Annotated in this window: 11 protein-coding genes; 9 read left to right on the top strand and 2 right to left on the bottom strand. The window is 32.5% G+C overall.

Translation table 11 applies throughout. The features are described from left to right. The first annotated feature begins 85 nt into the window (after nucleotides 1-85). Entirely contained in the window at nucleotides 86-1,807 is a 1,722-nt protein-coding gene (locus ABJD66_RS10425; RefSeq protein ID WP_348131181.1) for a DUF1501 domain-containing protein, read from the top strand. A gap of 63 nt (nucleotides 1,808-1,870) precedes the next feature. On the opposite strand, the gene ABJD66_RS10430 is transcribed toward ABJD66_RS10425, so the two are convergent. Next, the gene (locus tag ABJD66_RS10430; protein ID WP_157811061.1) at nucleotides 1,871-2,041 is read right to left on the bottom strand and encodes a hypothetical protein; all 171 of its coding nucleotides are present in this window, start codon (nucleotides 2,039-2,041) and stop codon (nucleotides 1,871-1,873) included. Nucleotides 2,042-2,210: 169 nt separating this feature from the next. On the opposite strand from ABJD66_RS10430, the gene metG reads away from it, so the two are divergent. From metG to ABJD66_RS10455, 5 genes are all read left to right on the top strand, one after another. After that, a complete protein-coding gene (gene metG / locus ABJD66_RS10435) occupies nucleotides 2,211-4,289 on the top strand; it encodes a methionine--tRNA ligase (protein WP_348131325.1) in 2,079 nt (692 codons plus the stop codon). Nucleotides 4,290-4,317: 28 nt separating this feature from the next. Continuing rightward, nucleotides 4,318-4,836 (top strand): ferritin, encoded by a 519-nt coding sequence (locus ABJD66_RS10440; RefSeq protein WP_100894024.1) that lies wholly within the window; start codon nucleotides 4,318-4,320, stop codon nucleotides 4,834-4,836. Between the two features lie 423 nt (nucleotides 4,837-5,259). Then, a complete protein-coding gene (locus ABJD66_RS10445; protein ID WP_100894025.1) occupies nucleotides 5,260-5,739 on the top strand; it encodes a lipocalin family protein in 480 nt (159 codons plus the stop codon). A gap of 41 nt (nucleotides 5,740-5,780) precedes the next feature. Beyond that, a complete protein-coding gene (locus tag ABJD66_RS10450) occupies nucleotides 5,781-6,485 on the top strand; it encodes an OmpA family protein (RefSeq protein ID WP_100894026.1) in 705 nt (234 codons plus the stop codon). An 88-nt stretch (nucleotides 6,486-6,573) separates the two neighbouring features. Further along, on the top strand, nucleotides 6,574-8,697 hold the full coding sequence (locus ABJD66_RS10455; protein WP_348131186.1) for a Tex family protein: 2,124 nt from the start codon (nucleotides 6,574-6,576) through the stop codon (nucleotides 8,695-8,697). A 65-nt stretch (nucleotides 8,698-8,762) separates the two neighbouring features. Here ABJD66_RS10455 and ssb read toward each other — a convergent pair whose 3' ends face one another. Beyond that, the gene (gene ssb / locus ABJD66_RS10460; RefSeq protein ID WP_303540296.1) at nucleotides 8,763-9,098 is read right to left on the bottom strand and encodes a single-stranded DNA-binding protein; all 336 of its coding nucleotides are present in this window, start codon (nucleotides 9,096-9,098) and stop codon (nucleotides 8,763-8,765) included. Nucleotides 9,099-9,483: 385 nt separating this feature from the next. Between ssb and ABJD66_RS10465 the strand changes: the two genes are divergently transcribed. The 3 genes from ABJD66_RS10465 to ABJD66_RS10475 all read left to right on the top strand — a co-directional run bounded on the left by ABJD66_RS10465 (nucleotide 9,484) and on the right by ABJD66_RS10475 (nucleotide 13,625). Then, on the top strand, nucleotides 9,484-10,695 hold the full coding sequence (locus ABJD66_RS10465) for a 30S ribosomal protein THX (protein ID WP_348131190.1): 1,212 nt from the start codon (nucleotides 9,484-9,486) through the stop codon (nucleotides 10,693-10,695). 221 nt (nucleotides 10,696-10,916) lie between these two features. Further along, complete coding sequence (locus tag ABJD66_RS10470; RefSeq protein ID WP_348131193.1) at nucleotides 10,917-12,776, top strand: AIPR family protein; 1,860 nt, start codon at nucleotides 10,917-10,919, stop codon at nucleotides 12,774-12,776. A gap of 78 nt (nucleotides 12,777-12,854) precedes the next feature. Beyond that, the gene (locus ABJD66_RS10475; RefSeq protein WP_348131196.1) at nucleotides 12,855-13,625 is read left to right on the top strand and encodes an HNH endonuclease signature motif containing protein; all 771 of its coding nucleotides are present in this window, start codon (nucleotides 12,855-12,857) and stop codon (nucleotides 13,623-13,625) included. Nucleotides 13,626-13,760 lie beyond the last annotated feature (135 nt).

Consider the following 13,760-nt stretch of genomic DNA (forward strand, 5'->3'; position numbering starts at 1 on the left):
CAATCCTGGAGCAGATGTTCAGGTATACCAACTACTACTACACATTATTAGACAACCAGAATTTCAATTAAAATAACCACTTACTATGTGCGATACAAATTCTAAAGTACAACATGCAGACAAAGAGGCTCATGACTTAGAGCATAAAAAATGGAACAGACGTTCTTTTTTACAAGCTATGGGTATGGTTGGTTCTGGATCTATGCTACTAGGTAGTAATGTACTTAATGCTTCGGCTACATCACCTTTAGCTACTGCTATAGCTGATGCAGAAGCAGACGGAAAAATATTAATATTAATTAGACTTGCAGGTGGTAATGATGGCTTAAGTACCGTTATACCTATAGAGCAATATGACACATATGCTAACGCAAGACCAAACATATATATACCAGAAAGTAAAGTATTAAAATTAACTGATAATTTTGGAGTTCCTTCTTATATGGCGCCTTTAGAGCGTATGTGGGGAGAAGGCCAATTTAAGGCTGTACACGGCGTTGGTTATGAAGGACAAAGTCTTTCTCACTTTACAGGTTCAGATATTTTTGCTAATACAGACTTAAATACTACTGGATTTACAGGAACAAGAACTGGTTGGATGGGTAGACACTTTGAAGAGTGTTTTCCTGATTATCTTATGAGTCCACCACCTGCACCAGCAGCTATACAAATAGGACAATACGGAAGCTTGGTATTTGAAGGTGAAGAAACAAATTATGCCTTTGTAACTAGTAATATTAATCAATTAGAGAAAATTGCAGAAACAGGTGATAATTTTGCCTTAGATCCAGCTCTTTTTGATGGTTGTATGTATGACGATCAACTTAAGTTTTTAAGAGGCGTTGCAAATACAACTTATGAGTATTCTGGAACAATACACGAGGCTTACAAACGTGGTGAAGCCTTAGGTTGTGGCATAGAATACCAAGACAATAGTTTTGCTAAACAATTAGCTGTACTAGCTAAACTTATTAAAGGAAATTTAGGTACAAAAGTATATATGATTTCTATGGGTGGTTTTGACACACACGGTAATCAACCATTAGCACATGAACGACTAATGACCAACTTATCTGTTGCAGTAAGCGATTTTTATCAAGACTTAGCCTGTACAGATCAAGATGATAAGGTTTTAAGTATGACCTTCTCTGAGTTTGGACGTAGAATATATGAAAACGGATCTAACGGTACAGATCACGGTAAAGCTAGTCCTACTTTATTTTTTGGATCAGGATTAAACGGTAGTGCTTTTGTTGGTGATCATCCTTCATTAGAAGATCCTAATGAAAGAGGAAACTTAGAGTACACAATGGACTTTAGAGATCTTTACGGTACTGTTTTAGCAGAATGGCTATGTGTACCAAGAAATTTAGTAGAACAACATCTTTTAGGTCGTCCTTACGTACCTGTAAACTTAGGTTTTAATTGTAGCGGAGAAGATTTTCCAGATATTGCTATAGATGATGAAAATCCTGTTTTACCAGGACCTGGAGATGGTGGCACTGACCCTACTGACCCAACAGAACCTGAACCAATACCGGAAAATGTTATTGTACACAAACCATATTACCCAACAAAAGGAAACCCTTCTATACATTTAGAAATGCCTTTTACTGCACACGTAGACATACAGTTATATAATATTTTAGGTCAAAACTTAGGAACAGTGTACAACGCTATGACTACAGAAGGAGATCAAGAAATTAACATAAGAGAACGCATACCTGTAAACCTTGCTACTGGTAAATATATTTACAGAATAAGTGTTCAAAATCAGAAAATGAGCAAATCTGTAATGGTATCTTAATCAGTTTACATTACAATTAATTGTTACTCAAAAGCACCTATTATTTTAATTTTAGGTGCTTTTTTATGTCAGTTTAGTATTGCTCTTTTTTGTTTTAAAGTCGAGCTCTTTTTTAACTCTAGAGTTTTTATTTTTATATACTCTAGTTACATCTTCTTCATTTTTAGGAACATCTTTTAATTTATCTAAATCAACAGATTTTAAAATATCTTTGTGTACTGGTTTGCCACTCATATGATTACATTTTATACTATTACAACTAAAAAGTACGTCTTATATTTTAATTAATCGGTGTATCACAACTATTTTTAAGTATTAAGGGCATCAACCTTTACATTTATTTCAATCTTTTTCTTTAGTACTGCTGGCTAAAAATGTATTTTTGCAGCTTAATTCAATTTTAATGGCACAAGAAACTAAAACACCAAGCAGATATACAATTACAGCAGCATTACCCTATACAAACGGACCAATACATATTGGCCATTTGGCAGGTGTATATGTACCTGCAGATATTTATGCACGTTATTTAAGAGGCACAAATAAAGATGTTGCATTTGTATGTGGTAGTGATGAGCACGGTGTTGCCATTTCTATGAAAGCCAAAAAAGAAGGTATTACACCTAAAGAAGTTATAGATAAGTACCACGCAATTATTAAACAATCTTTTTTAGATTTTGGTATTACGTTTGATAATTACTCGCGTACATCTGCACAAGTACACCATGATACAGCTTCTGAGTTTTTTAAAAACTTATATGACAAGGGTGACTTTATAGAAGAAACTACAGAACAATTGTATGATGCAGAAGCTAAGCAATTTTTAGCAGATAGGTTTGTAATTGGTACGTGCCCAAAATGTGGTCATGAAGAGGCTTATGGTGACCAGTGCGAAAATTGCGGATCTACCTTAAATGCTACCGAGCTAATAAACCCAAAATCTACAATATCTGGTGCTGTACCAACATTAAAAGAAACAAAACACTGGTTTTTACCTTTAGATAGATACGAAGACTTTTTAAAAGAATGGATTTTAGAAGGACACAAAAACGATTGGAAACCTAACGTTTACGGACAATGTAAATCTTGGATTGATGACGGTTTAAAACCACGTGCAGTAACAAGAGATTTAGACTGGGGAATTCCTGTTCCGGTACCTGGCGGAGAAGGCAAAGTACTTTACGTTTGGTTTGATGCTCCTATTGGTTACATATCATCTACAAAGGAGTGGGCTGCTCGCGAGGGCAAAGACTGGGAGCCATACTGGAAAGACGAGAATACAAAAATGCTTCATTTTATTGGTAAAGACAATATAGTATTTCACTGTATTATTTTTCCTAGTATGTTAAAAGCACACGGAGATTTTATTTTACCTGAAAATGTACCTGCAAACGAATTCTTAAACTTAGAAGGTAATAAATTATCAACCTCTAAAAACTGGGCCGTTTGGTTGCATGAGTATTTAGAAGATTTTCCTGATATGCAAGATGTGTTGCGTTATACATTAACTGCAAATGCACCAGAAACTAAGGATAACGATTTTACTTGGAAAGATTTTCAGGCACGTAATAACAACGAGTTGGTTGCCATTTTTGGTAACTTTATAAATAGAGTTGTGGTATTAACAAACAAATATTACAATGGTGTTTTACCAACACCTGCTGCATTTACAGACGTTGATAAAGCTACTTTAGAAGAGGTTAAAAAATACCCAAGCATAATTTCTAGCTCTTTAGAACGATATAGATTTAGAGAAGCCGGACAAGAATTAATGAATTTAGCTAGACTTGGTAACAAGTATTTAGCAGATGAAGAACCTTGGAAAGTAATAAAACAAGATGAAGAACGTGTAAAAACCATAATGTATGTTGCGCTACAAATAGCATCTGCATTAGCCGTTTTAAGTGAACCTTTTTTACCGTTTACATCAACAAAACTTAAAAATATTTTAAATGTAGCTGCGGCAGATACAACTGTAGAATGGAACACAGTTTCTACCTTAGATGTATTATTACCAGCCGGACATACAATTAACAAAGCAGAGTTATTGTTTAGAAAAGTTGAAGACAAAGAAATTGAAGCTCAACTAGCAAAATTAGAAGCTACAAAAAAAGCAAACCTACAAATGAATAAAGAGGTTACTCCACAAAAAGACACCATTACTTTTGACGATTTTACAAAGTTAGATATGCGTGTTGGTACTATAGTAGAAGCTGAGAAAATGCCAAAAGCTAAAAAGTTATTGGTTTTAAAGGTAGATACTGGTTTAGATACACGTACTATAGTTTCTGGTATTGCAGAAAGCTTTACTCCTGAAGAAATTGTAGGTAAAAAAGTAACTGTACTTGTAAACTTAGCACCAAGAGCATTACGTGGTGTAGATAGTGAAGGAATGATTTTGATGACAGAGAATGCAGACGGCAAATTAGTTTTTGTAAATCCAGATGAAGATGGTGTAAATAGTGGAGAAACAATTAATTAATTTGTAATTTTATAAAAAGCAGAAAATTATGTTATCAAAAAATATAGAAAAAGCACTTAACAACCAGATAAAAATAGAAGCAGAATCTTCTCAAATTTATTTAGCAATGGCTTGTTGGGCAGAGGTTAAAGGTTTAGAAGGCGTTGCTGGTTTTATGTACGACCAGTCTAACGAAGAAAGAGACCATATGCTTAAGCTTATTAAGTTTGTTAATGAACGTGGCGGACACGCACAAATATCTGAGCTTGCTGCACCAAACGTTACTTTTTCTTCTTTTAAAGAAATGTTTGAAAAATTATTTGAGCACGAAGTTTTTGTATCTAACAGTATTAACGAACTAGTACATATTAGTTTACAAGAAAAAGACTATGCTACACATAACTTTTTACAATGGTACGTATCTGAGCAAATAGAAGAAGAAGCTATGGCACGCACTATTTTAGATAAAATAAACCTTATTGGAGATGATAAAGGTGGCCTGTACTTATTTGATAGAGATATACAGCAAATAACAGTATCTACCGCCTCTACAGAAAACCCACAATAAGTTTAACATAATAATCTTATTTAGATTAATTTAAAATAACTACTTTTGCCTTACTATTTTTAGGCATAAGTAGTTATGGGCAAAAAGAAGGACAAGAAAAAAGAAAAAAAAGCATTAAAAAAATTACTAAAGGATACTCCTAAAGTAGCCGGTAAGGTAAAAAGCAAATGCTGTAGCAAATACAAAAAGTCTGAAAGCAAGCGATGTAAAAAATGTCCTTGTTTTGATTTGCTTAAAAAAGTGGCATAAACCTATGCACTTTATCTAATTTTCATTTTTATTTACACCTAATTAACACTACTTCCAGTATCTTTACATCATATTTGGACTACAAAATTATTTGCATCATTATTTTATGCAAATGAGTTACACTGTGGTCTAATAATTGAGTTATTTCGTATATACATAAAACAAATAAATATTATGAAACAGTTAATAGTACTACTACTTGCAGTAAGTTTAGTTTCTTGCGGAGCATCAAAAACAGTAAGAACATCAAAAAAAGTAATTAAAGGAGAATGGACACTTAGCAACATTACTTATAGTGAAGCTGGCGAATACAACGTTACACTTTTAAATGATGTATCTAAGGATTGTTTTAACGGTAGTTCTTGGTCTTTTATACCTAACAACAATACAGGTAAGTACAGCATAAACAATGCAAATTGTGCTACAGGAGAACGTAATTTCATTTTTACAATTCAGGAAATTGATGAAACTACAGGTTTGTATGACTTTTTAATTAAGCCAACAGACGCAAAAGGAAAAAGCCAAAACAATGTTGGTTTTAGATTATCATTGGCATTGTTAACAGAGTCTAACATGACATGGACACAAACATTATCTGTAGATGGTAAACCATTTACTATTACAATGAATTTTACAAAAGCAGACTGGCAATAAACACAACCCATTACTTATTAAATAATTTTAAAAATAAACACATGAAAACAACAATAAAAAAAATAACATTAGGTGCTTTTGCATTACTATTAATGGCAAATTTTACAAGCTGTGATGCGGTACAAAATGCAAACAATAAACAAAAAGGTGGCGCAATAGGTGTTGCTGGTGGTGCAATTTTAGGAGCAATAATTGGTAACAACGTTGGTAAAGGTAATAGCGAGTTAGGTGCTGTTATTGGTGGTGTTGTTGGTGGTGGTGCTGGTGTACTTATTGGTAACAGAATGGATAAGCAAGCTCAAAAAATTGAGAACGAAATTCCTGGTGCACAAGTAGAGCGTGTAGACAATGGTATTGTTGTAACTTTTGATGAAAATAGTGGTGTATTTTTTGACACAGCTAAATACAACATTAACGGTGCTTCTAAAACATCTTTAGATAAATTAGCAAGTGTATTTACAGAGTATCCAGATACTAACATATTGGTAGTAGGCCACACAGATAGTTCTGGTGCTGCAGATTATAATATGACATTATCTAAAAATAGAGCAAACGCAGTAACATCATACTTAACAGCTAAAGGTATTGCTGCTAGTAGATTTACTACACAATGGTTTGGTGAAGAACAACCAACTAACGACAATTCTACTGCAGAAGGTAGAGCAAAAAACAGAAGAGTTAACGTTGCTATTTTACCTAATGAGAAAATGATAAATGATGCTAAAATGCAGTCTGGCGAAAACTAGAAAATTTATAGCATAGAAATTCGATTAAATCAATTGAGTTAAATATATTAGAGACCTTATAAAACTAATTTTTATAAGGTCTTTTTTAATGATAAAATATATACTTAAACACACACAGTTACCAGAACTAAGTGTAAAAAATACTATAGAGCTTTTAAATGAAGATTGCACCATACCTTTTATATCTAGATACCGAAAAGAAAAAACAGGTAATTTAGACGAGGTTCAAATTGGTGATATTGTTACTTATAAAGCACAGTTTGAAGCCTTAGAAAAAAGAAAAACAGCAATACTTAAAGCTTTACAGGAGCAAAATGTTTTAACCACAGAACTCCAAACTAAAATTGCTGCTACAGACAACCTTACTACTTTAGAAGATATGTACTTGCCTTACAAGAAGAAGCGCAAGACAAAAGCAGAAACCGCTATTAAAAATGGCCTAGAGCCATTGGCCAAAATAATAATGGCACAGCGTAATGATGAAATTGAATACACTGCCTCTAAATACTTAAATGAAACCATTATTAATGAAGACTTGGCTTTAGAAGGAGCCAGACATATTATTGCTGAATGGATTAATGAGCGTAGTGATATTAGAAACGGCATACGTTACCAGCTTGAAAATTACGCCCTAATTGCTACCAAAGTAATTGGCACTAAAAAAGAAGATGAAAAAGCGCAAAAGTTTAGAGATTATTTTGACTGGAGCGAGGCTTTAAAACGTTGCCCATCACACAGGTTACTTGCTATTTTAAGAGCCGAAAAAGAAGGTTTTATTCGTGTTAAAATAGAAATAGACAAAGAACGTGCTTTAGACAAAATTGAAAGTAGAATTATTAAAAGCAACAACGCGTGTAGCTCTCAAATAGAACTAGCCATACAAGATGCCTACAAAAGACTACTACTACCCTCTTTGTCTAACGAGCTTTTAAAAAATGCAAAAGAAAAAGCAGATGCAGATGCAATAGCTGTTTTCTCTAAAAATTTAAAGCAGTTACTTTTAGGTTCTCCGTTAGGCGAAAAAAGAATTTTAGCTTTAGATCCTGGCTTTAGAACCGGTTGCAAATTGGTATGTTTAGATGCGCAAGGAGATTTGTTGCATAATGAAACCATTTATCCGCATGCACCACAAAACAAAAGCACAGAAGCTATTAAAAAAATTAGCTCGTTAACAGATGCTTATAAAATTGAAGCCATAGCAATTGGTAACGGTACAGCATCTAGAGAAACAGAGCATTTGGTAAAACAAATACATTTTAAAAACCCTGTAGAGGTTTTTGTGGTAAGCGAGGCAGGAGCATCTATATACTCGGCATCAAAAATTGCTAGGGATGAGTTTCCAGATTATGATGTAACCGTACGTGGTGCAGTTTCTATTGGTCGTAGACTAGCAGACCCGTTAGCAGAATTGGTAAAAATAGATGCCAAATCTATTGGTGTTGGGCAATACCAACATGATGTAGACCAAAGCAAACTAAAACAATCTTTAGATACCGTTGTAGAGAGTTGTGTAAACTCGGTTGGTGTAAATATAAACACCGCAAGCACATCTTTATTAAGTTATGTGTCTGGTATTGGACCAAAATTAGCAGAAAACATAGTAAACTACAGAAACGAAAATGGTGCTTTTACAAGCAGAACAGCCATAAAAAAAGTACCACGTTTGGGCGGCAAAGCTTACGAGCAAGGCGCAGCTTTTTTACGTATAAAAAATGCTAAAAACCCGTTAGATGATTCTGCCGTACACCCAGAAAGTTACAGCATAGTACAACAAATAACTAAAGATGCTAAAGTTAGCATACAAGAGTTAATTGGTAATAAAGAAGTACTGCAAAAAGTAAACCTGCAAAACTATTGTACAGATACTGTTGGTTTACCAACATTGCAAGACATTGTTAAGGAGCTAGAAAAACCAGGTTTAGACATTAGAGAAAAAGCCAAAGTGTTTTCTTTTAACCAAAACATACGGTCTATTACAGATTTAAGCCCAGGACAACTACTACCTGGCATAGTAAACAACATTACCAATTTTGGTTGCTTTGTAGATGTTGGTATTAAAGAAAGTGGTTTAATACACATATCTAACTTGGCAGATACTTTTGTAAAAGATGTTAATGAGCACGTAAGTCTACACCAACAAATACTAGTAAAAGTATTAGAGGTAGATGTTGCCCGTAAACGCATACAACTAGCATTACACAAAAATATATAATACAAAAAAGGCTTTCTAAACCAGTATAGAAAGCCTTTTAAATTTTGGTTAGTGTTTGGTATATTTTATCCTTTACCAAGCATTAAAATCTCGTTACAATTAACCTCTGTAATGTATTTTTTTTCTCCTTCTTTAGTCTCGTAAGACCTGCTAACCAACTTGCCCTCTAAAGCAATTTCTTTTCCTTTGGTAATATATTTTTCTACAATTTCTGCGGTTTTACCCCAAGCAACAACATTGTGCCATTGGGTATCTGTTACTTTTTCGCCAGCAGCATTTTTGTAAGTCTCGTTAGTAGCTACAGAAAAGCGTGCCAATTTTTTACCGCCATCTAAGTTCATAATTTCTGGGTCGTTACCAAGGTTCCCAATCAACTGTACTCTGTTTTTAAGTGCGTTCATAATTTGTGTGTTTTAATGTTTAACAGTTAATACTACCAAAGCACTATTGCAATGGCACTGCAAACTTATGGGCACCAGCAAATTTTAGTCGGGTACAAAGCGCTTACTTTCGGTTGTAAATGTTTGTAGTCGTTTAAAAACGACACAAGCAACCTAAAATATTATTGTAAATAAGCATTTTCTAGTGCATTTTATACATAAAATGGAGCCAATTACACATTTCCGTAATTGCAGTACATAAAATAGTTTTAAATTGTGAGAAAAATAGCAACCAAACAAACAACTAGAAAGGCAATATGTGCGTTTACACAGCCATATTGGCGGAATAAACGCAATGATTTGAGTTTATACACTAGTTATGCATAATTAGAGAACTGAACTGAGAATGGGGAAAGGAGATAAAAAAACTAGAAAGGGAAAAAGAACTAAAAATTCTTATGGAAAGACTAGGCTAAAAAATGGAAAGTCCAATCAAATAATTAAACCCGAAAACCTCAGAAAATGGTCAAGAGAAAGATTATATTTTGAAGCAGGTCAATATGATTTTACAATTACTATAATTTTTAAACAAAATTCAAATGGTTATGTGAAATATGGTAAAATGATTACAGGTATTCTATATTACACAAAAAAGGAAAGAAGACTATTAAAAATTAAACTAAACTCAGGAGTAAAATATGAAACTGACGGAAAAGTTTTATTTACAACTTTACTAAAAGATAAATTATCAGAAGAGAAAGTTAAATCACTTTTTACAGAAGGATTTGATAATACAGATATTTTAAACATCAGCTATTATGCTTATAAGCATAATCCAACTTACTTCAATAAGAAAAAAAAGAAGCTAAATGAACCAATACCAATAAGAGTTCCGAATGATTTGGATGAACAATCAGGTCTAAAAATGCTTTATAATTTATTCAAAAGAAGAATTGATAGCAACGACCATTTAGTTGATTTTGAAAAATTGAAAATGTCAGCAATTCAAAAAGTTTTAAGTATCAAGGAAACAGAACCTAATTATATCCATAACGAGATTGTTGAGAAAAGAAAAGCTGAATTTAATTTTCTTGTAGAGGATATTTCATTTGATATTGGTGAATCAAAAAATTATTCTGACCAAGTCCTCAAAGACAAGTTTGAATTTGCGAAGAAAATTGTTGGTTACGAATTTATTAAAGCAGGAATTGACCCAAAGAAACCATCTGAAATTAAAGAACACTTAGGACTTTATGCTGGCTTAATTCAAATTGGTGTTAGATATGAGGATGAAATTGTGCTTTACGGAACAAAGCCAAAAATTGTTTTAGATTTTAAAGGATTTATGCACGTTGTTTTCAGACATTGCAAGGTTTGCAACATTGGCAAAAATAATGTAGCAAAGAGTAGGATACCATATGAATTATCAAATATTAAGGATTTAATTAATTCTTGCCTTCATCTCTTAGAAGATGATATAAACAGTCACTTTAATAATCATCCTGATAAAAGATTTAGCCGATTTGGAGATAGACTAATAAGATTCAATGGGGATTATTATGAGATTCATATAAATACAAATGGAATAATCGAAACTTTTTATAATCACGAAAAATAACTATGCATAACAATGTATATAAAAAATAGCGCAAGTCATTGCTAACACTAAGGCTTGGGTGTTTTTGGAAAGTCGCCAAATTTTTAAATTTGACAAATTCCCAAAAATAAAATAATTAGTAAAATTTAAAAATCCGGCTTGTGTATTATCCGAAATTTATGGCTTATTTTCAGCGCTACATTTCATATACGAGACGTTGTGTACAATTGCAAAAAACAAATATGGCAAGCATAGATCAAAAAATTGAAACATTTATAAATAATCACTTTCCTGATATAGATTATTCTGTTCTAGGTAATAATTCTGAATCCGAAGCCCATCGTAAAGCTTTAAAATATGAGTATTTCGTAAACTCGATTGAATATTACACTTTACAAAAAGTAATTGATAGCGAGGAAATAAAATCAATTTCTACTGGAGATATGAGAGGAATTGATGGTATATATCTTGTGCTAAATAATCAATTTATTGGTTTTCCTGAAAAAAATGAAACAGACTTCTTTATAGATTGGAAAAATCGAATTATCGAAATAATTGATGAATCTTCTAAAGTTGATGCAAAATTTATATTCATTCAATCAAAATCATCAAAAATAGAATTAGATAAGTTCAAAGGTGTTTGCGATGCTGTGTATGATATTTTTAATGAAGAACCATCTGACTTGCACTCTAATAAGCAAGTACAATCAGTCAAGTTTCTGTTTGAAAAGGTTTGCGAAAAAGAACATAACCTAGAGTTAGTTGTAAAAATATGTGCTATAAACAAAGACAACAGAACTCTTGAAAGGACAATTTCTAATATCCAATGGAGTACTGCAATTGCCAAGCAAAAAAAGGATTTAAAGTCAATCATTTTTTCAAATGTAGATATCGAAATAAAATCAGGTCAAGAATATCTAGAAAAACTTGAAGGAATACTAGCACCAAACCAGCGTGATTATCCAGTTAAAAACCTAAAAGATCGTTTTATAGAGATAACTAATGAAAAAGCTACGTGCTTCATTGGTTATCTCAACCTAAATGAAGTTAATGATCTTATTAGCTCAGAAGATGGTGGTCTAGATGACGTATTCTTTGATAATATTCGATATTTCGAAGGTTTTGGCGGAGAAGATAGTGTTAACAGTAAGATATTTAATAGTTTATCAGTAAATGATGATATTTTCCATCTTCTACATAACGGTATTACAATTACCGCTCATTCCAAGCATTTTAACCCTCAAAACGGAAACCTAGAAATAAAAGCATTTTCAATTATTAACGGATGCCAAACATCTAATATAATATATGAATGGGTTAAAGAAAATACACACACAGGTGAATACTTAAAAACTGTGAATATCCCTGTTAAAATTATTATCACTGGAAACACTGATTTAAGAGCTCTTATAACTGAAACTGCAAATACAGCAAATGATGTAAAAACAATTCAGCTTATTTCAATTACTGATGAAGCTAAAGCCATACAAGGTATGTTTAACAATGAAGTTAGAAGTGGAGATAGGTTACATTATGAAAGATTGTCTAACCAGTATCCTGAAGTTGGAAATGCCTATAAAATTCAAACTACCGATTTATTTAGAAGCTATTATTCATCTTTCGGTATTGCTCCGCATAGATTAACTGTTGGATATGGCGGTTTTGAAAGAGAAATGCTGAAACAAAAAGATTTCTTAGGAACAAAAAATAATGGTCAAACAAAACAAGATTTAAGGTCATATTACATTTCTTCACTTGCCTTTAACTATTTGGATAGATTCTTAAGGTCGAAGTATCCATATCTATTAAGTTTAAGACACCATTTCCTATTATTACTTTTTATATCAATAGATAACGAATTCCATACAAAAGTGGATATTTACAAGAAAAATGTTCCTAATAAGATTATTACCGGAATCAAAAACTTGGCAGAATCAAAAACCAAATTTGATAATATAATGACGAAGATTTGCGACTTAGCTATTGAACATTTTGACTTCTTTATTGAGCAGACATCTGAAAAAACCAAAGTTAAATCAAAAAGTTACTACACAGAAGAAGGGACGAATAAAATGATCGAAAAATTCTTAGAAAAAAAATAACTGTACACAACAAGGTGTATAGTGCATAGCTACCCTGCGGGCTAGCTACGACACCATACACTTAACGTTAGCAAACATATGGACGAACTACACTTCAATAACATTTATCACTTTGCGAGTATGGTTGAATCTTCTATATTTTCCGAAGAAAACTTTTGGAATTATCCAGAAGAATATTTCATTGAACGAGCGATTAGTTTTAAAAAAGAAACTTTACTTCACCTCTACATTGAAACAACTATTTGGAATCACTACAATTATGACATCAGAAAAAGTACAGATTTTTATATTGATGATGCTGGCTTCTTTGAATACGTTAGAGAGCTTTCTATTTCATATAATGTGAATTTTGAATACTTAGACGAGAAAATCGATTTTGAAACTTACGAAGGAGATGATTTAGATCAAAAATTAAAAGATTGGTGGAATAATAATGAAATAAAATTCAGAGAATTATTTAACAAAATCGCAGATGACGTTTTTTACATCCTTTTTGGGAACAGAATGTTGCTCTTGAAATTTAATCAATTAGTCGCTAAAAATGTTTATGATACAACATTTCCAAAAGAGAATTTAAATACAAGCGGAAAATTAAAACGGAAATATATTCCACAATGGGTAAAGAAAGCAGTCTTTTTGAGAGACAAAGGAAGGTGTACTAAATGCAGTAGAGACTTAACTGGACTAATTGCAGTTGATACAAAACAACATTATGACCATATAGTTCCATTAAATCAATTTGGAGCAAATGACCCAACTAATATGCAATTATTGTGTGAATCGTGTAATTTAAAGAAATCAGGAAATAAAATAGAAACATCTAAATTGTACATAAAGTGGTGGAAATAAATACGATTTGCCAACACCGTGTATAATTAATTGCTTTGCCTCTCCTCATCTGGAATATTCCCAGGTTCGTAAAAGTTTACTAAATTAGTTGCTAAACCACGCAACTAATCTTATACAAACACGTTAACCCTAATT

It is taken from the genome of Cellulophaga sp., assembly GCF_039943695.1.
Lineage (GTDB): Bacteria > Bacteroidota > Bacteroidia > Flavobacteriales > Flavobacteriaceae > Cellulophaga.

Excerpts from the sequence above, each read along its gene's own strand:
- ABJD66_RS10425 (WP_348131181.1), top strand. The coding sequence starts at position 86 with ATGTGCGATACAAATTCTAAAGTACAACATGCAGACAAAGAGGCTCAT.
- ABJD66_RS10430 (WP_157811061.1), bottom strand. The coding sequence starts at position 2,041 with ATGAGTGGCAAACCAGTACACAAAGATATTTTAAAATCTGTTGATTTA.
- metG (WP_348131325.1), top strand. The coding sequence starts at position 2,211 with ATGGCACAAGAAACTAAAACACCAAGCAGATATACAATTACAGCAGCA.
- ABJD66_RS10440 (WP_100894024.1), top strand. The coding sequence starts at position 4,318 with ATGTTATCAAAAAATATAGAAAAAGCACTTAACAACCAGATAAAAATA.
- ABJD66_RS10445 (WP_100894025.1), top strand. The coding sequence starts at position 5,260 with ATGAAACAGTTAATAGTACTACTACTTGCAGTAAGTTTAGTTTCTTGC.
- ABJD66_RS10450 (WP_100894026.1), top strand. The coding sequence starts at position 5,781 with ATGAAAACAACAATAAAAAAAATAACATTAGGTGCTTTTGCATTACTA.
- ABJD66_RS10455 (WP_348131186.1), top strand. The coding sequence starts at position 6,574 with ATGATAAAATATATACTTAAACACACACAGTTACCAGAACTAAGTGTA.
- ssb (WP_303540296.1), bottom strand. The coding sequence starts at position 9,098 with ATGAACGCACTTAAAAACAGAGTACAGTTGATTGGGAACCTTGGTAAC.
- ABJD66_RS10465 (WP_348131190.1), top strand. The coding sequence starts at position 9,484 with ATGGGGAAAGGAGATAAAAAAACTAGAAAGGGAAAAAGAACTAAAAAT.
- ABJD66_RS10470 (WP_348131193.1), top strand. The coding sequence starts at position 10,917 with ATGGCAAGCATAGATCAAAAAATTGAAACATTTATAAATAATCACTTT.
- ABJD66_RS10475 (WP_348131196.1), top strand. The coding sequence starts at position 12,855 with ATGGACGAACTACACTTCAATAACATTTATCACTTTGCGAGTATGGTT.